The 18,146-nt window shown below is 72.0% G+C and carries 20 protein-coding genes; 18 read left to right on the top strand and 2 right to left on the bottom strand.

What is annotated here, in order from left to right; genetic code table 11:
• Window positions 1-375, bottom strand: a 375-nt coding sequence (locus tag FHG89_RS27555; protein ID WP_139587323.1) for an Lrp/AsnC family transcriptional regulator, incomplete at its 3' end; no start/stop codon positions are given.
• A gap of 148 nt (window positions 376-523) precedes the next feature.
• Here FHG89_RS27555 and FHG89_RS27550 point away from each other — a divergent pair.
• From FHG89_RS27550 to FHG89_RS27475, 16 genes are all read left to right on the top strand, one after another.
• Window positions 524-1,426, top strand: a complete 903-nt coding sequence (locus FHG89_RS27550) for a tryptophan 2,3-dioxygenase (RefSeq protein ID WP_139587327.1) — start codon at window positions 524-526, stop codon at window positions 1,424-1,426.
• A gap of 14 nt (window positions 1,427-1,440) precedes the next feature.
• On the top strand, window positions 1,441-2,721 hold the full coding sequence (kynU, locus tag FHG89_RS27545; RefSeq protein WP_139587322.1) for a kynureninase: 1,281 nt from the start codon (window positions 1,441-1,443) through the stop codon (window positions 2,719-2,721).
• Window positions 2,718-4,055, top strand: coding sequence for an FAD-dependent oxidoreductase (locus tag FHG89_RS27540; RefSeq protein WP_139587321.1), 1,338 nt, complete (start codon window positions 2,718-2,720; stop codon window positions 4,053-4,055). The genes kynU and FHG89_RS27540 overlap by 4 nt, the downstream gene beginning before the upstream one ends.
• A 23-nt stretch (window positions 4,056-4,078) precedes the next feature.
• Window positions 4,079-5,560, top strand: a complete 1,482-nt coding sequence (locus tag FHG89_RS27535) for a 2-hydroxymuconic semialdehyde dehydrogenase (protein ID WP_139587326.1) — start codon at window positions 4,079-4,081, stop codon at window positions 5,558-5,560.
• A gap of 20 nt (window positions 5,561-5,580) precedes the next feature.
• Window positions 5,581-6,378 (top strand): 2-keto-4-pentenoate hydratase, encoded by a 798-nt coding sequence (locus tag FHG89_RS27530; protein WP_139587320.1) that lies wholly within the window; start codon window positions 5,581-5,583, stop codon window positions 6,376-6,378.
• A 50-nt stretch (window positions 6,379-6,428) separates the two neighbouring features.
• Complete coding sequence (locus FHG89_RS27525; protein ID WP_280116090.1) at window positions 6,429-7,361, top strand: acetaldehyde dehydrogenase (acetylating); 933 nt, start codon at window positions 6,429-6,431, stop codon at window positions 7,359-7,361.
• The gene (gene dmpG, locus FHG89_RS27520) at window positions 7,358-8,416 is read left to right on the top strand and encodes a 4-hydroxy-2-oxovalerate aldolase (RefSeq protein WP_139587319.1); all 1,059 of its coding nucleotides are present in this window, start codon (window positions 7,358-7,360) and stop codon (window positions 8,414-8,416) included. Before FHG89_RS27525 ends, dmpG begins: the two co-directional genes overlap by 4 nt.
• Window positions 8,413-9,186, top strand: coding sequence for a 2-keto-4-pentenoate hydratase (locus tag FHG89_RS27515; RefSeq protein ID WP_139587318.1), 774 nt, complete (start codon window positions 8,413-8,415; stop codon window positions 9,184-9,186). The genes dmpG and FHG89_RS27515 overlap by 4 nt, the downstream gene beginning before the upstream one ends.
• A 64-nt stretch (window positions 9,187-9,250) precedes the next feature.
• Window positions 9,251-9,679 carry a RidA family protein gene (locus FHG89_RS27510; RefSeq protein ID WP_139587317.1) on the top strand — a complete coding sequence of 143 codons (429 nt, stop codon included), beginning with the start codon at window positions 9,251-9,253 and terminating at the stop codon, window positions 9,677-9,679.
• The gene (locus FHG89_RS27505) at window positions 9,676-10,200 is read left to right on the top strand and encodes a 3-hydroxyanthranilate 3,4-dioxygenase (RefSeq protein WP_139587316.1); all 525 of its coding nucleotides are present in this window, start codon (window positions 9,676-9,678) and stop codon (window positions 10,198-10,200) included. The genes FHG89_RS27510 and FHG89_RS27505 overlap by 4 nt, the downstream gene beginning before the upstream one ends.
• Window positions 10,200-11,210 carry an amidohydrolase family protein gene (locus FHG89_RS27500; protein WP_139587315.1) on the top strand — a complete coding sequence of 337 codons (1,011 nt, stop codon included), beginning with the start codon at window positions 10,200-10,202 and terminating at the stop codon, window positions 11,208-11,210. Before FHG89_RS27505 ends, FHG89_RS27500 begins: the two co-directional genes overlap by 1 nt.
• Before the next feature lie 28 nt (window positions 11,211-11,238).
• The gene (locus FHG89_RS27495) at window positions 11,239-11,457 is read left to right on the top strand and encodes a type II toxin-antitoxin system VapB family antitoxin (protein WP_139587314.1); all 219 of its coding nucleotides are present in this window, start codon (window positions 11,239-11,241) and stop codon (window positions 11,455-11,457) included.
• A complete protein-coding gene (locus FHG89_RS27490) occupies window positions 11,454-11,882 on the top strand; it encodes a PIN domain-containing protein (RefSeq protein WP_139587313.1) in 429 nt (142 codons plus the stop codon). The genes FHG89_RS27495 and FHG89_RS27490 overlap by 4 nt, the downstream gene beginning before the upstream one ends.
• Before the next feature lie 55 nt (window positions 11,883-11,937).
• Entirely contained in the window at window positions 11,938-13,401 is a 1,464-nt protein-coding gene (locus FHG89_RS27485; RefSeq protein WP_139587312.1) for an amidase, read from the top strand.
• A gap of 54 nt (window positions 13,402-13,455) precedes the next feature.
• Window positions 13,456-13,770 carry an aa3-type cytochrome oxidase subunit CtaJ gene (gene ctaJ, locus FHG89_RS27480; RefSeq protein WP_482809825.1) on the top strand — a complete coding sequence of 105 codons (315 nt, stop codon included), beginning with the start codon at window positions 13,456-13,458 and terminating at the stop codon, window positions 13,768-13,770.
• On the top strand, window positions 13,757-14,164 hold the full coding sequence (locus FHG89_RS27475; protein WP_139587311.1) for a DUF5130 family protein: 408 nt from the start codon (window positions 13,757-13,759) through the stop codon (window positions 14,162-14,164). Before ctaJ ends, FHG89_RS27475 begins: the two co-directional genes overlap by 14 nt.
• Before the next feature lie 64 nt (window positions 14,165-14,228).
• Here FHG89_RS27475 and pepN read toward each other — a convergent pair whose 3' ends face one another.
• Window positions 14,229-16,778: an aminopeptidase N gene (pepN, locus tag FHG89_RS27470; protein ID WP_139587310.1), complete on the bottom strand. Its 2,550-nt coding sequence runs from the start codon at window positions 16,776-16,778 to the stop codon at window positions 14,229-14,231.
• A 221-nt stretch (window positions 16,779-16,999) separates the two neighbouring features.
• Here pepN and FHG89_RS27465 point away from each other — a divergent pair, with 221 nt between their 5' ends.
• Both FHG89_RS27465 and FHG89_RS27460 read left to right on the top strand, forming a co-directional pair.
• Complete coding sequence (locus tag FHG89_RS27465) at window positions 17,000-17,626, top strand: DsbA family protein (RefSeq protein WP_139587309.1); 627 nt, start codon at window positions 17,000-17,002, stop codon at window positions 17,624-17,626.
• A gap of 193 nt (window positions 17,627-17,819) precedes the next feature.
• Window positions 17,820-18,146 (top strand): hypothetical protein (locus FHG89_RS27460; protein ID WP_139587308.1); only part of this gene is annotated, 327 nt, incomplete at its 3' end.

The raw sequence follows: 18,146 nt of genomic DNA, 5'->3' as shown, positions 1-18,146 counted from the left end.
CTGGCCGTACGGGGCGAGTCGGTCGATCACGCCCTCGAACTCGCCGATGGAGCCGGCGGCCACCTTCAACATGCTGCACGCGTCCCCGGTGATCCGGTGGATCTCCAGGATCTCCGGCCAGCCCGCCACCGCCGGATCATGCAGGATGCAGCGCGCCCCGTAGCAGGACATCCGGATCATCGCGACCACGGTGCGGCCGGCCCGGGTCAGGTCGACGTGGGCGTGGTACCCGGTGATCACACCCGACTCCTCAAGCCGGCGGACCCGCTCCGCGACCGCTGGTGGGGACAGGTGCACCCGCCGGGACAGCTCGCTGAAGGAGAGCCGCGCGTCGGCCTGCAACTCGCGCAGCAGCGCCCAGTCCATGTCGTCCACGCTCAGACCTTACTTTCGTGAACCCGACTCGCCTAGCTGCCTTTGGCTCGCCAGCCGTAGCCCCTTCAGCGCCGTTGATCCGGCATTCCGTAGGCCGATCCGACCGCGGGATCATGATGTCGGCCAGTCCGGGGGAGGGAGAACGATGGTGGATCAGACGGAGCGGCGGGCGCCGAACCGCCCCGCCACGGTGCGACCGGTGACCCCACGGCAGCGGGCCGCCCGCGCCGCCCGCAACGGGGGCGAGCCGACGCTTGAGTTCGCCGAGCGCGTGCCGTACGACGCGTACGTGCAGGCCAGCACCCTGCACCAGTTGCAGCGACCACTCAGCAGCGACCCGGGCGAGATGTCCTTCCTCATGGTCAGTCAGATCATGGAGCTGTACTTCGGGTTGACCTGCCACGAACTGCGGGAGACCCAGCGTCTGCTCCGCGCCGACCAGGTGTGGGACGCGCTGGCCCCGCTGCGCCGCGCCGCCCTGCACCTGGAGGGACTTAACGCCGCCTGGCAGGGCCTGCGCTGGATGACCCCCGCCGACTTCAACCGGTTCCGCAACCTGCTCGGTGAGGGCTCCGGTTTCCAGTCGGCCATGTACCGGCACCTGGAGTTCCTGCTCGGGCTCCGCGACCCCGCGCTGATCCGGCCGTTCCGCCGGCAGACCGATGTGCACGCCGCGCTGACCGCCGCGCTGGCCGCCCCCAGCCTCTGGGACGACGTGGTCGCGTTGCTCGCGCGGCGCGGGTTCGACATCCCCGCCGACCTGCTCGACCGGGAGGTGGCGGTGGAGCACGACCCGCACCCGTCGGTCGAGGCGGCGTGGGTGCGCATCTACGCGGACCCGGGCCCGGACAACCACCTGCGGCTGCTCGGCGAGGCGTTGAGCGCTGTCGCCGAGGAGTTCGGCGACTGGCGGTGGAATCACGTGAAGGCGGTGCAGCGGACAATGGGCGCCAAGGTCGGCAGCGGCGGCTCCGCCGGGCTGGCCTGGTTGCAGCGCAGCATGTCCCGGGTGGTCTTCCCGGAGCTGTGGTCGGCCCGTACCGCGATGTGACCGGAGAGCGAGACATGCACACCCCAGAACGAGAGGCGCACCGCCTCGACGAGACCGACCCGGGCCACCGGCACCTGTTCCACGTGCCGCCGGCCGACGGCGGCGACCACCCCGAGGCGGCGTACCTGGCCGGCAACTCGCTCGGCCTGCAACCCCGGGCCACCCGCGACGAACTCCTCGCCGACCTGGATGCCTGGCAGCGGCTCGGCGTCGAGGGGCACCTGGAGGCGCAACGGCCGTGGCTGCCGTACCACGAGCTGTTGACGGCGCCGGCCGCCCGACTGGTCGGCGCCCGGCCCGCGGAGACCGTGGTGATGAACTCGCTCACTGTCAACCTGCACCTGCTGATGGTGAGTTTCTACCGCCCGGCGGGGGCCCGCACCCGCGTCGTCATCGAGGATTCCGCGTTCCCCTCGGACAGCTACGCGGTGCGCAGTCAGGCCCGGTTCCACGGCCTGGACCCGGACGACACAGTGGTCCGGCTGCGCCCGCGCGCGGGTGAGGACGCGCTGCGCACCGAGGACGTGACCGACTACCTGGCCGCCGAGGGCGACCGGGTGGCGCTGGTGCTGCTCGGCGGGGTCAACTACCTCACCGGCGAGCTGCTGGACATCCCTGCGATCACGGCCGCCGGCCGGGCGGCCGGTGCGGTGGTCGGCTGGGACCTGGCGCACGCGGTGGGCAACGTTCCGCTGGAACTGCACGACTGGGACGTCGACTTCGCCGCCTGGTGCTCCTACAAGTACCTGAATTCCGGGCCCGGCGCCCTGGCGGGCGTCTTCGTGCACGAACGGCACCTCGGCGACGAGGACCTGCCCCGCTTGGAGGGCTGGTGGAGCACCGCGGCGGCGACCCGGTTCGAGATGACGCCGGTGTCCCGGCCACCGGCCACCGTGGAGGCCTGGCAGATCTCCAACCCGCCGATCTTCGCGATGGGTCCGGTGCGTACCTCGCTGGAGCTGTTCGACGCGGTCGGGATGACCGCGCTGCGCGCCCGCAGCCAGCGGCTCACCGGCTGGTTGGAGTCGCTGCTCGACGAGGTCACCGCCGGCCGGCCGCTGCGGGTGGTCACCCCGCGCGACCCGGCCCGGCGCGGTTGCCAGCTCTCCGTGCGCATCGGTTCCGGAAGCGCCGCCGAGCTGACCAAACGCCTCCGGTACGAGCACGGCGTCATCGCCGACGCCCGCGAACCGGACGTCGTCCGGTTCGCACCGGTGCCGCTCTACTCCACGTACCTCGACTGCTGGCGGGCCGCGGCGGCGCTCGCCGCGACAGTGGGGCAGGTGAACCCGTGACCGCGCGGCGCGACGAGATCGCGATCATCGGCGCGGGGTTGGCCGGCTGCCTGGCCGCCTGCTTCCTGGCCCGGCGTGGCTACCCGGTGGCCCTGTACGAACGGCGGCCCGACCCGCGTACCGGCACGGCCGAGCGGGGCCGCTCGATCAACCTGGCCCTCTCCGAGCGCGGGCTGGACGCGCTGCGCCGGATCGGCCTGGCCGAGCAGGTGATGGCCGACGCGCTGCCGATGCGCGGCCGGATGATCCACCCGGTGCAGGGGGAGCCGCAGTTCCAGTCGTACAGCGCGGGCGGTGGCCGGGCCATCAACTCGATCAGCCGGGGCGCGCTGAACAACGCGTTGCTGGACGCTGCCGCCGCGCTGCCCGGGGTCCGGATCGTCTTCGACCACCGGCTGGTCGGGCTCGACCCGTCCGACGGGGCGCTGAGCTTCGAGACCCCGCAGGGCACTGTCGACGCCAAGGCGTCGGTGGTGCTGGGCGCCGACGGCGCCGGCTCGGTGGTACGCGGGCAGCTGCTGGCGTCCGGGCTGCTGCGCGAGAGCGTCGACTTCCTCGACTACGGCTACAAGGAGCTGACCATCCCCGCCCTGGGCGGGGACTTCGCCTTGGAGGAGGATGCGCTGCACATCTGGCCGCGCGGCACCTCGATGATGATCGCGCTGCCCAACCCGGACCGCTCCTTCACCTGCACGCTGTTCTGGCCCAACGAGGGTCCCGGCAGCTTCGCGGCCCTGGACAATCCGCTGGCGATCGAACGGCACTTCGCCGAGCACTACCCGGACGTGATCCCGCTGGCCCCGACCCTCGTCGACGACTACCAGCACAACCCGGTCGGCGTGCTCGGCACGGTCCGGTGCACCCCCTGGCAGGTCAGCGGGACGGTCGGCCTGCTCGGCGACGCGGCGCACGCCATCGTGCCGTTCTACGGCCAGGGCGCCAACTGCGCCTTCGAGGACGTGGTCGAGCTGGACCGCTGCCTCGATGAGTGCGCCGACGACTGGGCGGCGGCGCTGCCGCTGTTCCAGCGGCGACGCCAGGAGAACGCGGAGGCCATCGCTCAGATGGCGCTTACCAACTTCGTGGAGATGCGCGACAAGGTCGCCTCGCCGGTCTTCCAGCTCCGCCGCAGGGTCGAGCACGCACTGGAACGGGCACTTCCCGACCGGTACGTTTCGCAGTACGAGCTGGTGTCCTTCTCCACCACCCCGTACTCCGAGGTGCGCCGCCGGGTGCGCCGGCAGCACCGGGTGCTCGGCGCGGTCGCCGGCGGGGCCGCGCTCCTGCTGGTCGGCGCGATCACGGCAGGGCTCAGCCGAGGGAGGCGCACATGACCGGCACCTGGGACGCCACGCTGATGACCGGCCGCGCCCCGGCCGGGCCGTCGCGGCTGCGCAACTTCGTGGGCGGCGAGTTCGTCGACGGCGGGTCGACGTTCACCAAGGCCAGCCCGGTCACCGGCCAGCCGGTGTTCGAGGTGGTCGAGGCGTCGGCGTCCACCGTGGACGACGCGGTGGCCGCCGCCCGGGCCGCGCTGCGCGGCCCGTGGGGCCGGATGGGGGAGCGCGAGCGCGCCGAGGTGCTGCGCCGGGTCGCCGACGAGCTGGAACGCCGCTTCGACGACCTGGTGACCGCCGAGGTCGCCGACACCGGCAAGTCCATCGCCCAGGCCCGTACGCTGGACATCCCGCGCGGCGCGGCGAACTTCCGGGCGTTCGCGGAGATCGTGGCGACCGCACCCACCGAGTCGTTCACCACTGTCACCCCGACCGGCGGTCGTGCGCTCAACTACGCGCTGCGCAAGCCGGTCGGCGTGGTCGCGGTCATCGTGCCGTGGAACCTGCCGCTGCTGCTGCTCACCTGGAAGGTCGCCCCGGCACTGGCCTGCGGCAACGCCGTGGTGGTCAAGCCCAGCGAGGAGACGCCCGCCTCGGCGACGGTGCTCGCCGAGGTGATGGCCGCCGCCGGCGTGCCGGACGGGGTGTTCAACCTGGTGCACGGGTTCGGGCCGGACTCGGCCGGCGAGTTCCTCACCCGCCACCCGGGCGTGGACGCCATCACCTTCACCGGCGAGTCGGCCACCGGCGGCGCGATCATGCGGGCCGCCGCCGACGGGGTGAAGGCGGTCAGCTTCGAACTGGGCGGCAAGAACGCCGGCCTGGTCTTCGCCGACGCCGACCTGGACGCCGCGGTGGCCGGGTCGGTGCGGTCCAGCTTCACCAACGGCGGGCAGGTGTGCCTCTGCACCGAACGCATCTACGTGCAACGCCCGATCTTCGAGGAGTTCACCGCGCGGCTGGCGAAGCGGGCCGGTGAGCTGACGTACGGCTGGCCGACCGACGAGGCCACCGCCACCATGCCGCTGATCTCCCACCAGCACCGGACGAAGGTGCTCGGCGCGTACGAGCTGGCCCGCTCCGAGGGCGCCGAGGTGCTCACCGGCGGTGGCACGCCCACCTTCGGGGACGCGCGCGACGGCGGGTCGTACGTGCAGCCGACGGTGCTCACCGGCCTCGGCCCGGACGCCCGCACCAACCGGGAGGAGATCTTCGGCCCGGTGGTGCACGTCGCGCCGTTCGACACCGAGGACGAGGCGTACGCCCTCGCCAACGGCACCGAGTACGGCCTGGCGGCGACCGTGTGGACCAGGGACGTGGGCGTCGCGCACCGGGCCGGCGCCCGGCTGGACGCCGGCATCGTCTGGGTCAACACGTGGTTCCTGCGCGACCTGCGCACCCCGTTCGGCGGGGTGAAGGCGTCCGGCATCGGCCGGGAGGGCGGCCTGCACTCGCTGAACTTCTACTCCGAACTCACAAACGTCTGCGTGGACCTGTCGTGAGCCCCAGCGAGGGAGCGGGTATGGAAGCTGACATCGAGGCCGCCAACCGGGAATTGGCCGACGCCCGCAGCACCGGCAAGCCGTGCGCGCCGCTGCGCGGCCGGCTGCTGCCCGAGGGGGACGTCGAGTCCGCGTACCGCGTGCAGCAGCTCCAGGCGCGGGCCTGGCAGGGCCGCGGTGAACGCCGCGTCGGCGCAAAGATCGGGCTGACCTCCCGGGCGGTGCAGGAGACCTTCGGGGTGTTCCAGCCGGACTTCGGGATGCTCACCGACGCGATGGCGGTCGGCGACGGGGTCGAGGTGCCGATCGACCGGCTGCTCCAGCCGCGGGTCGAGGCGGAGATCGCGTTCGTGCTCGACAAGGACCTGGCCGATCCGCAGATCACCACTGTCGACCTGCTTCGCGCGGTCGACCACGTGCTGCCGGCCATCGAGATCGTCGACTCGCGGATCGCCGCCTGGGACATCTCCATCGTGGACACCATCGCCGACAACGCCTCCAGCGGGCTCTTCGTGCTCGGCACCACGCCGCGCCGGCTCGCCGACGTCGACCTGCGGCTGTGCGGGATGGTGCTGGAGCACGCCGGCGAGCCGGTCTCGGTGGGCGCGGGCGCGGCCTGCCTGGGCAATCCGCTGCACGCCCTGCACTGGCTGGCGAGCACCCTCGCCCGCGCCGGTGACCCTTTGCGCGCCGGGGACGTGGTGCTCTCCGGGGCGCTCGGCCCGATGGTGCCGGTCACCCCGGGCGCCGCGTACGAGGCCAGGATCTCCGGCCTCGGCTCGGTGCGCACCTGTTTCAGCAACGGAGGCAACCAGTGAGCGCGAGGAGTGAGCTTGCGAGCCCCGCAGTCGCGAACAACAGTGGCGCGGTGACCGGCGTGGCGGTGCTCGGTTCCGGCAACATCGGCACCGACCTGATGATCAAGGTGTTGCGACTCAGTAGCGAGCTGCGGATGGTGGCGATGGCCGGCATCGACCCGGCCTCCGACGGCCTGGCGCGCGCTCGCCGGCTCGGCGTGGCCACCACCGCCGACGGTGTGGACGGGCTCGTCGCGATGCCCGAGTTCGCCGACGTCGAGCTGGTCTTCGACGCCACCTCGGCCGGCGCGCACCGCCGCCACGACGAGGTGCTGCGCGCGCACGGCCGCACGGTCGTCGACCTGACCCCGGCCGCCATCGGCCCGTACGTGGTGCCGCCGGTCAACCTCGACGAGCACCTGCGCGAGCCGAACGTCAACATGGTGACCTGCGGCGGGCAGGCGACCGTGCCGATCGTCGCCGCGGTCCGCCGGGTCACCCCGGTGGCGTACGGGGAGATCGTCGCGTCGATCGCGTCGAGGTCGGCGGGGCCGGGCACCCGGGCCAACATCGACGAGTTCACCGAGACCACGGCCCGGGCCATCGAGGTGGTCGGCGGGGCGGAGCGGGGCAAGGCGATCATCGTGCTCAACCCGGCGGATCCGCCGCTGCTGATGCGGGACACCGTCTACTGCCTCTGCCCGGACGCCGATGCCGACACCGCCGCCATCGCCGCCTCGGTGGCCGGCATGGTGAAGACCGTCCAGGAGTACGTCCCCGGCTACCGGCTCAAGCAGGACGTGCAGTTCGACCGCGTCGAGGCGTACGTGCCGACGCTCGGGCGGCAGCTCACCGCGTTGCAGGTGTCGGTCTTCCTGGAGGTCTCCGGTGCCGGGCACTACCTGCCGGCGTACGCCGGAAACCTGGACATCATGACCTCCGCCGCCCTGCGTACCGCCGAGCGGCTGGTCGCCCTGCGCTCTCCGGAGGTGGCCGCGTCATGACCGACCTGTACATCCAGGATGTGACGCTGCGCGACGGCATGCACGCCATCGCGCACCGGTACACCGTCGAGCAGGTGCGCACGATCGCCGCCGCGCTGGACGCCGCCGGGGTGGCCGCCATCGAGGTGGCGCACGGCGACGGGCTCGCCGGTTCCAGCGTCAACTACGGGCACGGGGCGGCCAGCGACGCCGAGTGGATCTCCGCCGCCGCCGAGGTGCTGACCACGGCGAAGCTGACCACGCTGCTGCTGCCCGGCATCGGCACCATCGCCGACCTCAAGGCCGCGAAGGCGCTCGGGGTGACAAGCGTCCGGATCGCCACCCACTGCACGGAGGCGGACATCTCCGCCCAGCACATCTCCTGGGCCCGGGAGAACGGCATGGACGTGGCCGGGTTCCTGATGATGTCGCACATGAACGACCCGGCGGGGTTGGCCGGGCAGGCCAAGCTCATGGAGTCGTACGGGGCGCACTGCGTCTACGTCACCGACTCCGGCGGTCGGCTGCTGATGTCCGACGTGGCGCAGCGGGTCGACGCGTACCGGCAGGTGCTGGAGCCGCAGACGCAGATCGGCATCCACGCCCACCACAACCTGTCCCTCGGCGTCGCCAACAGCGTGCTCGCCGTCGAGCACGGCCGGATCCTCGGCGCCGGGCCGCTCGGCTCACCGTCCGGGCGGACCGTCCGCGTCGACGCCTCCCTCGCCGGCATGGGCGCAGGCGCCGGCAACGCGCCGCTGGAGGTCTTCGTGGCGGTCGCCGAGCTGCACGGCTGGAAGCACGGCTGCGACGTGTTCGCGCTGATGGACGCCGCCGACGACATCGTCCGCCCGTTGCAGGACCGGCCGGTCCAGGTCGACCGGGAGACGCTCTCCCTGGGGTACGCCGGGGTCTACTCCAGCTTCCTGCGGCACGCCGAGCGGGCGTCGGCGAAGTACGGGGTGGACGTCCGGTCGATCCTGGTCGAGCTGGGCCGCCGCCGAATGGTCGGCGGCCAGGAGGACATGATCGTGGACGTGGCACTCGACCTCGCCGGCCAGGAGGAGCACTCATGATCGGACCGGACGTCGCGGGGATCGCCGAGAAGCTGGGCGCGGCCGCCGACACGGCCACCGCGATCCCGCAGCTCGCCGCCGAGACCGGCCTCGACGTGGACGCCGCTTACGCCGTGCAGGCCGCCCTGCTGCAACGCCGGCTGAACGCCGGTGAGCGGCTGGTCGGGCTGAAGATGGGGCTGACCAGCAGGGCGAAGATGGCCCAGGTCGGCGTGGACGAGGTGATCTGGGGGCGGCTCACCAACGCGATGCGGGTGCCCGACGGGGGCGCGATCGACCCGGCCGCGTACATCCATCCCCGGGTCGAGCCGGAGGTGGCGTTCCTGCTGGACCGGCTGCCCGAGCCGGGTGAACCGGTGGGCGACTTCGCCACGGCGGTCCGCGCGGTCGCCCCGGCCATCGAGCTGATCGACTCCCGGTACGCGGACTTCCGCTTCTCGTTGCCGGACGTGATCGCCGACAACACCTCGGCCGCCGCGTTCGTGATCGGGCCGTGGTCGCCGGTGCCGACCGGCCTGGACAACCTGGGGGTGCTGCTGGAGGTCGACGGCCGGGTGGCGCAGGTCGGCTCGACGGCGGCGATCCTCGGCGATCCGCGCCGGGCGCTCGACGAGGGCATCCGGCTGGCCGGCCGGCACGGGGTGCGGCTGGAGTCCGGCTGGCTCTTCCTGGCCGGTGCCGCCACCGCCGCGGTGCCGCTGCGTCCCGGTGCCCATGTCCGCGCGGTCGTCGAAAAGCTCGGCACGGCTTCTCTGCGGGCGTCTCTGTGATCGGGCTGCCCGGAACCCCTGACCTGGTCGCTCTTGTCGCGTCGGCGACGGTTGGTGGTGGGTCATGAGTGGTGTCGCTCGGGTGGTGGCCGGGAAGGCCGTGCCTCGGGGGGCTTTTCCGCACGTCAAGGTCGCGGGTGGGTTCGTCTTCGTCTCCGGTACGTCGTCGAGACGGCCGGACAACAGCTTCGCCGGTGTCGAGGTCGACGAGTTCGGTACGACGAACCTCGACATCCGGGTGCAGACGCGGGCCGTGATCGAGAACATCGGCGATCTGCTGCGATCGGTCGGGGCGGACCTCACCGACCTCGTCCAGGTGACGTCGTACCTGGTCAACATGAACGACTTCGGTGGTTACAACGAGGTCTGGGCGGAATTCTTCGAAGCGTCCGGGCCGACCCGCACCACGGTTGCGGTGCACCAGTTGCCGCACCCGCACCTGCTCATCGAGATCCAGGCCGTGGCCCTTCTTCCCTCGGGAGGTCAGTCGTGAGTGAGATCGCCGAACCGTTCAGCTTTCCGGGCTGGATCGCCGACAACCAGCACCTGCTCAAGCCGCCGGTAGGCAACAAGGAGATGTTCCCCGGCGGGGACGACTTCATCGTGATGGTGGTGGGTGGCCCCAACCAGCGCACCGACTTCCACGTCGACCCGTACGAGGAGTTCTTCTACCAGGTCAAGGGCAACATGCACATCAACCTGATGACCCCGCAGGGGCCGCGTACGGTGCACGTGCGCGAGGGTCAGATGTGGATGCTGCCGCGCAACACCCCGCACTCGCCGCAGCGCCCCGAGGCCGGCTCGATAGGCGTGGTCGTCGAGCGGGTCCGCGAGGAGGGCACCCTGGAGACCTTCCAGTGGTACTGCCCCGAGTGCGGGCACAAGGTGCACGAGGTGGAGTTGCAGGTCCGCGACATCGCCGCCGACCTGCCGCCGGTGTTCCAGGCGTTCTACGCCGACGAGGCGGCGCGCACCTGCGCCAACTGCGGCACCCTGCACCCGGGCAGGGGCTGATGCCCGCAGGTGTGGTCGACGTGCACACGCACGTCGTACCCAAGGGGTGGCCGGACCTCGACGCCGCGTGCGGTGGGTCCGGCTGGCCCTGGTTGCGGGTGGACTCCGAGCGCGCCGCCATGATCATGCTGGGGGAGACGGAGTTCCGTCCGGTCGGCGCCGAGTGCTGGGACGCGTCACGCCGCCTGGCCGACATGGACGCCGACGGCGTGGACGTGCAGGTGGTCTCGCCGACGCCAGTCTTCTTCAGCTACGACCGGCCGGCCGACCAGGCGGTGAAGGTCGCCCGGATCTTCAACGACCTGACTCTGGAGGTCACCGCCGCCGGTGGCGACCGGCTGGTGCCGTTCTGCCAGGTGCCGTTGCAGGACCCGGACGCCGCCTGCGCCGAACTGGACCGCAGCCTCGCCGCCGGGCACGTGGGCGTGGAGATCGGCAACCACGTCGGCGACCGGGACCTGGACGACACCGGCGTGGTCACCTTTCTCCAACACTGCGCCGAGGTGGGGGCGCCCGTCTTCGTCCACCCGTGGGACATGCCGGGCGGCCCGCGACTGGATCGCTGGATGGCCCGTTGGCTCACCGGGATGCCCGCCGAGACGCACCTGTCGGTGCTGGCGATGATCCTCGGCGGCGTCTTCGACCGGGTGCCGGAGACGCTGCGGATCTGCTTCGCGCACGGCGGCGGCAGCTTCCCGTTCTGGCTCGGCCGCGCCGACAACGCCTGGCACCGTCGGGGCGACCTGGTCCGGGGCGCGTCCGTCGGCCCACCCAGCAGCTACCTCGACCGGTTCAGCGTCGACTCGGTGGTCTTCGCGCCGCCCGCCCTGCGGCTGTTGGTCGACACGCTGGGGGAGGACCGGGTGCTGGTCGGCAGTGACTATCCGTACCCGCTGGGCGAACGGCCCGCCGGCGCGGTGGTCCGCGCGGCGGACTTCCTCACCGACGACCAGCGTGCCAAGCTTCTGTCCGCCAACGCCCGGCGTTTCCTCGGTGAGTCGGGTATATAAAGAATGCCTTCGCGGATATACTCGGCTCATGAAGACTGTTATCGATCTTGATGATGAGCTGCTCGACCGAGCCCGCCGCGAGCTGGGCACCAAGAGCAAGAAGGACACCATCCATGCTGCGCTACGCCTGGTCGCCGAGCGGAGTGAGCGTGCGCAGGCCATCCGGGAACTGCTCGCGGTCGACCAGGACTGGGCCGGCCTGCTCGAGGACGACAAAACACCGCGCGGCGAGCAGGACGCCGCGTGATCCGACCGGCCGGGCTCTACCTCATCGACACATCGGCATGGGGTCGCCGACGCCAGCCGATCGCAGGCAAGCGAATCACGACGATCCTCGAGGAAGGGCTCGCCGCGACCTGTGTGCCGCTCGATCTCGAGAACGGGCGAAGCGCCCGAAACTTCCGGGACGCCATGACGATGCGCGCACTCCGTGCGAAATTGATGATCGACCTTCCGATCACGCTGGCCGTCGCCACCCGCGCACAGGACCTGCAAATGGCGCTGGCAGCTCGTGGCCATCATCGGGCGGCCAGCCCCGTCGATATCCTGGTCGCGGCAGCCGCTGCCGAATACTCCGCGACCGTCCTGCACTACGACCGCGACTTTGACCTGATCAGCGACGTCGGCGGCCCGCGCAGTGAATGGGTGGCCCCGGCAGGCACGTTGGACTGACGGTCGACGACGTGTCGGCCCGCGGACAGCGGCCTCCAGCGGGCAGGATGACGGGATGGCCGAGCCGCACGACCTGACCGCGTTGGAGCAGGCCGCCGCGATGACCAGCGGCGAGCTGTCCAGCGTCGACCTGGTCGAGCATGCCCTGGGCCGGGTGGCGGCGCTCGGCGACACAGTGGGCGCGTTCGTCACCGTCACACCGGACCTCGCCCGGCAGGCCGCACGCGCCGCCGACGCGGTACCGGTCGAGGAGCGCGGCCCGCTGCACGGCGTGCCGACCGCGATCAAGGACCTGACGCTCACCGCCGGGGTCCGCACCACCTTCGGTTCGGCTGCCTTCACCGACTTCGTGCCGCCGGTCGACGCCGACGTGGTCCGGTTCATCAAGGCCGCCGGCCTGGTCAGCCTCGGCAAGACCACCACCTCCGAGCTGGGCTGCTCGCTCTACTCGGAGGGCCGGGTCGCGCCGCCGGCCCGCAATCCGTGGCAACTGGCGTACACCGCCGGCGGTTCCAGCGGCGGCGCGGCGGCGGCGGTCGCGGCCGGCCTCGTCCCGGTCGCCCAGGGCTCCGACGGCGGCGGATCGTTGCGCATCCCGGCGTCGCTCTGCGGCCTGGTCGGCTACAAGCCCAGCCGTGGCCTCGTCTCCGGTGGGCCCGTCGGCTCCGGCGCGTTCGGCCTGCCCACCAGCGGACCGCTCGGACGGACCGTCGCCGACGTCGCCGCGCTGCTCGACGTCATGGCCGTGCCGGTGCCGGGCGAGCCCTACCTGCCGCCGCCCGCGCCGTCCGGCGGCTACCTGGCAGTTGCGCGCCGGGCCGAGCCCGGTCCGCTGCGGATCGGCCGATTCACCACGCCGATGCTCGCCGACGAACCGGTGCACCCCGACTGCGTGGCCGCCGTGGACCGGGCCGCCGCGCTGCTCGCGGCCGCCGGCCACGAGGTGGTCGAGGTGCCACCGCCGCTCGGGCCGGCGGTGTGGCCACTGTTCGAGATCATCTGGTACGTGCTGGCGCTCTCCCCGATGCCCCCGCCGCGGGAGGTGGAGCTGCTGCCGTTGACCCGGCTGCTCCGCGCCCGGGGCGCCGCCATCTCCGCCGGCACGCTGGCCGCCACCCTCGGTGAGTTGCAGGGCCAGGTCCGCCTCGGTGCCCGCCGCACCGCCGGCTGCGACCTGCTGCTCTGCCCCACCCTGGCCGCCCCGCAGGCGCCGGTGGGCTGGTTCACCGCCGACGGTGACCCGGCGGCCGACTTCGACAGGCAACGCCGGTTCTCGCCCTACTGCGCCATATTCAACGTCACCGGCGATCCCTCCGTCTCCCTGCCGTTGGGCACCACCACCGACGGTCTGCCCGTCGGGGTGCTGCTCACCGGCCGGTACGGCGACGACGCACGGCTCATCGCGACCGCTGCGCAACTGGAGAACTCCAGTGGCGGATGGGATCGGCACCCCGCAATCTGGCGGGCCGTCGACTCCGCTAACGTGAATGGAGACGGAGTCGACCGGTCGACGTCATGATCGTCCATCCGACCCGAGTGTTCGAGGTCCTTCTTCCGCCTGGGGGCGTTGGGATTGTCTGTTACCGAGACGTTGCTGATCTTCGTCGGCATCCCGGCGGCCGCGGTGCTGGTCATCGCCGGCCTGGCGTACGCGGGTAGCCGTGGTGGTGCCACCGGCGGTGGCGGTGGCGCGAAGCGCTACCGGCCGGGCCGACCCTTCGACTTCACGCCGGTGTGGTTCCTGGGCCGCCCGGAGCAGCTGGCCGACTCGGCCGGTACCGCGCTGACGGCGGGCGCGCAGGCGCCCGCGCTGACCAGCCACAAGCTTGAGCAGGCCAGCGTCGAGGCGCCGGCCGGGGGAACCGGAGGCGCAAGTGACCGTTGGTGAGAAGCAGACCGGGTCGGAAAATCCGCCCGAGGTGCTCGACGGGCCGTTCTCGACCCGTCAGCTGCTGCGCATCGACGAAGCCCTGCGACTGGCCGACCAGGGCACCGGCCTGGTGTTCTCGGTGTTCGTCGGCGGTCTCGACGAGCCGATCCGTGAGCACGCCCAGCGGCTGCACCGCCAGCTCGCCGACCCCGACAAGTCGGTGCTGATCGCGGTGTCGCCCAACCAGCGCCAGCTGGAGATCGTCACCGGTCGGCACGCCCGCAAGCGCATCCCCGACACGTACGCCAAGCTGGCCGCGCTCTCCATGGTCGGCGCGTTCAGCGGCGGCGACCTGGCCGGCGGCATCATCAACGGCCTCGACCAGCTCGCCAGCCACGCCGGCAAGGGCTGACCCACTCGTACGACGAAGCCCGGCCCGCGTTCAGCGGGCCGGGCTTCGGTCTGTCTGCCGGGGGTCAGCTCTGCTGGGCGTCCTTCGCGCGGGCCCGGAGCGCCCGCACCACACCGTCGCGGCCCTCGGCGACCAGCCGCCGCAGCGGGCCGGGGTGCCCGTCCTCGGCCAGCCACGCGTCGGTGGCCGCCACCGTGTCGTCCTCCACCAGGTACGTCGGGTACGCGAGCTGGGCGAACTCCTGCGCCGGCTCGCTGTCCCGGGTGGCCCACACCTGCGCCACCGTCGCGAAGTACCGCTCCCGGTACGGGGCGATCAGCTCCACCTGCGCCGGGTGCGCGAAGCCCTGCAACAGCGCCCGGTTCCGCCAGTTGGGCAGCGCGTCCGGGCCGGTCAGCAACGCCCACACGGCGGCCTTGTTCTCCGCCGTCGGCACCAACGCGTGCGCGTACGCGGCCTCCCGCTCGCCACTGGCGGTACGGTCACCGGCCAGCTCCGCCTCGATCTCGGCCGGCTCGGCGGCGCCGTTTGCCACAAGCGCGTCGAGCACCGTCCACCGCAGCTCCGTGTCCACGGTCAGGCCGGCCGGCGCGCCGGAGCCGTCCAGCCAGCCGCGCAGCGTCGCCAGGTCGTCCTCGGAGCGGGCCGCCGAGGTGAACGCGCGGGCCCAGGCCAGCTGGAACCCGCTGCCCGGCTCGGCGGCGGCAAGCGCGTCGCGGGCCGTACGGGCCAGCTCGGCCCAGCCGGTCGGCGCCCAGGCCGGGTCGGCGTACACGGCGAGCGCCGTGGTCGCCTGTCGCAGCGTGGCGGTGACCAGGTTGATGTCGGTCTCCGCGGGCAGCCCGCTCAGCGTCAGCGCCACGTAGTCGCGGGCGGACAGCTCGGCGTCGCGGGTCATGTCCCAGGCGGCCGTCCAGCACAGCGCGCGGGCCAGCGACGACTCGAAACCAGCGATGTGCTGCACCACGTTCGCCATCGACCGGTCGTCGAGGCGCAGCTTGGTGTAGGTCAGGTCGTCGTCGTTGAGCAGCAGCACGTCGGCGGCGCGGACGCCACGCAGCTCGGGCAGGTCGGTCCGCTCACCGGTCACGTCCACCTCGTACCGCTCGCGGCGGACCAGCCGCCCGTCGGTCAGGTCGTACAGGCCCACGCCGATCCGGTGCGTCCGCAGCGTCGGGTACCCGGCCGGTGCCTCCTGGCGGACCGCCACCTGCTCGTACGTGCCGCCCGCGCCGATGCTCACCTCCGGGCGCAACGTGTTGACCTGCGCGGTCTCCAGCCACTGCGCCGCGAACTTGCGCAACTCCCGGCCGGAGGCCGTCTCCAGCTCGGTGAGGAGGTCGTCGAAGGTGGCGTTGCCCCAGGCGTACTTGCCGAAGTACGCCCGCAGGCCGGCGACGAACGGCTCCTCACCCACGTACGCCACGAGCTGCTTGAGCACGCTCGCGCCCTTGGCGTAGGTGATGCCGTCGAAGTTGACCTCCACGGCCTCCATGTCCGGCATCTCGGTGTAGACCGGGTGGGTGGAGGAGAGCTGGTCCTGCCGGTAGCCCCAGTTCTTGCGGATGGAGAGGAACGTCGTCCACGCCTCGGTGAACCGGGTGGCGTGGGTGTTGCACCAGTGGCTGGCCCACTCGGCGAACGACTCGTTCAGCCACAGGTCGTTCCACCAGCGCATGGTGACCAGGTCACCGAACCACATGTGGGCCATCTCGTGCAGGATCGTGTTGGCCCGCTGCTCGTACTCGAAGTCGGTGACCTGCGAGCGGAACAGGTAGTGCGACTCGGCGTGCGTGACGCAGCCGAAGTTCTCCATCGCGCCGGCGTTGAAGTCGGGCACCCAGAGCTGGTCGTACTTCGGCAGCGGGTAGCGCACCCCGAACTTCTCGTGGAAGAAGTCGAAACCCTGCCTGGTGATGAGGAACAGGTCGTCGGAGTCCAGGTACGGTGCCATCGACGCGCGGCAGAACAACCCCAGGTCGATGCCGTCGTGGGTGTCGCGCACCTCGTGGTACGGGCCGGCGCAGAGCGCCGTGATGTAGGTGCTCATCCGGGGCGACTCGGCGAAGTGCAGGGTCTTGAGCCCCTCACCGGCGGCGTCCTCGCCGCGCACCGGCATGTTGGACACCACCCGCCAGTGCGCCGGCACCGTCGCGTGCCAGGTGTAGACGCTCTTCAGGTCGGGCTGGTCGAAGCAGGCGTACACCCGCTGCGCGTCGGCCGTCTCGAACTGGCTGTAGAGGTACGTCTCGCCGTCCACCGGGTCGACCGTGCGGTGCAGCCCCTGCCCGCTGTTGGAGTAACCGAAGTCCGCGTCGACCACAAGCGTGTTGTCGCTCTGCAACCCGGTCAGGGTCAGGCCCTTCTCGGCCGACCAGCCGGAGAGGTCCACCGGGGCGCCGTTCAGCGTGGCCGACCGCACCGACTCGGCGGCCAGCTCGATGAACGTGCTCGCGCCGGGCTCGGCACAGCGGAACCGGACCTCGGTCGTCGACCGGAAGGTGCGGCCGTCTGCCGCCAACACGGCGGTCGACAGGTCCAGACTGATGTCGTACCCGGTCACATCGAGCAGATGTGCCCGCTCGGTGGCCTCGACCTGCGTCAGGTTGCGCACTCCCGGCACTGTTCGTCTCCATCCCACATCTCGCCGTACGCCCGGCGGCGCCCGTCTGCCGCCCGCTGGTCGCGGCGGTCCGGATCCGAGTCTTCCATGACGGTGCATTCGGCGGTGGCCGAGGTCACGGTCCGATTCGGGTGCCGACCGGTGGGACACGGGGTGAAGATTCCCCCAGACGCCGGATCGCCGGCGCAACCCCGCCGCGAAGGGATCTCACCGTGACCGATCGCGTCACCGCCGACATGTGGTTCGACCCGGCCTGCCCGTGGGCGTGGATCACGTCCCGTTGGCTGCTCGAGGTCGAGCAGGTTCGTCCCGTGGACATCCGCTTCCACGTGATGAGCCTGGCTGTCCTCAACGACGGCCGAGACGAACTGCCCGAGGAGTACAAGGAGTTCCTGAAGACCGCCTGGGGGCCGGTGCGGATCTGCATCGCCGCCGAGCAGCGGTACGGGACCGACGTCCTGCGCCCGCTCTACACCGCGTTGGGCACCCGGATCCACCTCGGCAAGGAGGAGCGGGGGCACGAGCTGTACGTGGCCGCGCTCACCGACGCCGGCCTGGACCCGGCGCTGGCCGAGGCCGCCGACAGCACCGAGTACGACGAGGCGCTGCGGGCCAGCCACGAGGCGGGCATGCGCCCGGTCGGGCAGGACGTCGGCACCCCGGTCGTGCACGCGCCGGGCCCGGACGGCAGCCCTGTCGCGTTCTTCGGCCCGGTGATCACGCCCGCTCCGAAGGGGGAGGCCGCCGGCCGGCTCTGGGACGGGGTCCTGCTGGTCGCCGGCACCCCCGGCTTCTACGAGCTCAAGCGCACCCGCGAGCAGGGGCCGATCTTCGACTGATCCGCCTGCGACACGCGCCCCCGTCCGGACACCGTCGGCTGCCCGGGCGGGGGCGCGTCGGGTCGGACGCCGGGTGCGGCTGCGGGGCCGGAGGCGGTCGCGGCGTCACCGGTGGGCGGGCGGCGTCGTTTCCCTCGGTGTCCGCCGCAGCGACCCGCAGGGCCGCACCCCGCAGCTCGTGGAGGCTTTCCCGATGGCCAAGCACCGTGCGTCCGGTGACGATCAGTTGACCCGCCAGGGGGTGATCGAGACTCCCGGCGCGGCCTACTGGTCGGTCGACGACTCCCGCTGGCCGGCGGTCCGTCCCGACCTGCCCGCCGACGTGGTGGACCTGCTCGCGCCGCCCATCGTGGTCGGCGTGGCCCGGGTTCCGGTGACCTCCCGCCTGACCCCGCCCACCGACGACGCGTCAGCCGACGTGCCGGCGTCGCTCGCGGCTCCCACGCCGCCCATGGCGCCGGTCCTCGCGTCCGTACCGCCGGCTCCGGTACGGGACGCTCGGGGGGCGGCGCGGGCACTG

The sequence above is a fragment of the Micromonospora orduensis genome (genome assembly GCF_006228125.1).
Taxonomy (GTDB): Bacteria; Actinomycetota; Actinomycetes; order Mycobacteriales; family Micromonosporaceae; genus Micromonospora; species Micromonospora orduensis.
The sequence above is the reverse complement of the archived record's forward strand: the minus strand, read 5'-3'. Positions and strand labels throughout refer to the sequence as shown.

Excerpts from the sequence above, each read along its gene's own strand:
- kynU (WP_139587322.1), top strand. The coding sequence starts at position 1,441 with ATGCACACCCCAGAACGAGAGGCGCACCGCCTCGACGAGACCGACCCG.
- FHG89_RS27535 (WP_139587326.1), top strand. The coding sequence starts at position 4,079 with ATGACCGGCCGCGCCCCGGCCGGGCCGTCGCGGCTGCGCAACTTCGTG.
- FHG89_RS27530 (WP_139587320.1), top strand. The coding sequence starts at position 5,581 with ATGGAAGCTGACATCGAGGCCGCCAACCGGGAATTGGCCGACGCCCGC.
- dmpG (WP_139587319.1), top strand. The coding sequence starts at position 7,358 with ATGACCGACCTGTACATCCAGGATGTGACGCTGCGCGACGGCATGCAC.
- FHG89_RS27515 (WP_139587318.1), top strand. The coding sequence starts at position 8,413 with ATGATCGGACCGGACGTCGCGGGGATCGCCGAGAAGCTGGGCGCGGCC.
- FHG89_RS27510 (WP_139587317.1), top strand. The coding sequence starts at position 9,251 with ATGAGTGGTGTCGCTCGGGTGGTGGCCGGGAAGGCCGTGCCTCGGGGG.
- FHG89_RS27500 (WP_139587315.1), top strand. The coding sequence starts at position 10,200 with ATGCCCGCAGGTGTGGTCGACGTGCACACGCACGTCGTACCCAAGGGG.
- FHG89_RS27495 (WP_139587314.1), top strand. The coding sequence starts at position 11,239 with ATGAAGACTGTTATCGATCTTGATGATGAGCTGCTCGACCGAGCCCGC.
- FHG89_RS27485 (WP_139587312.1), top strand. The coding sequence starts at position 11,938 with ATGGCCGAGCCGCACGACCTGACCGCGTTGGAGCAGGCCGCCGCGATG.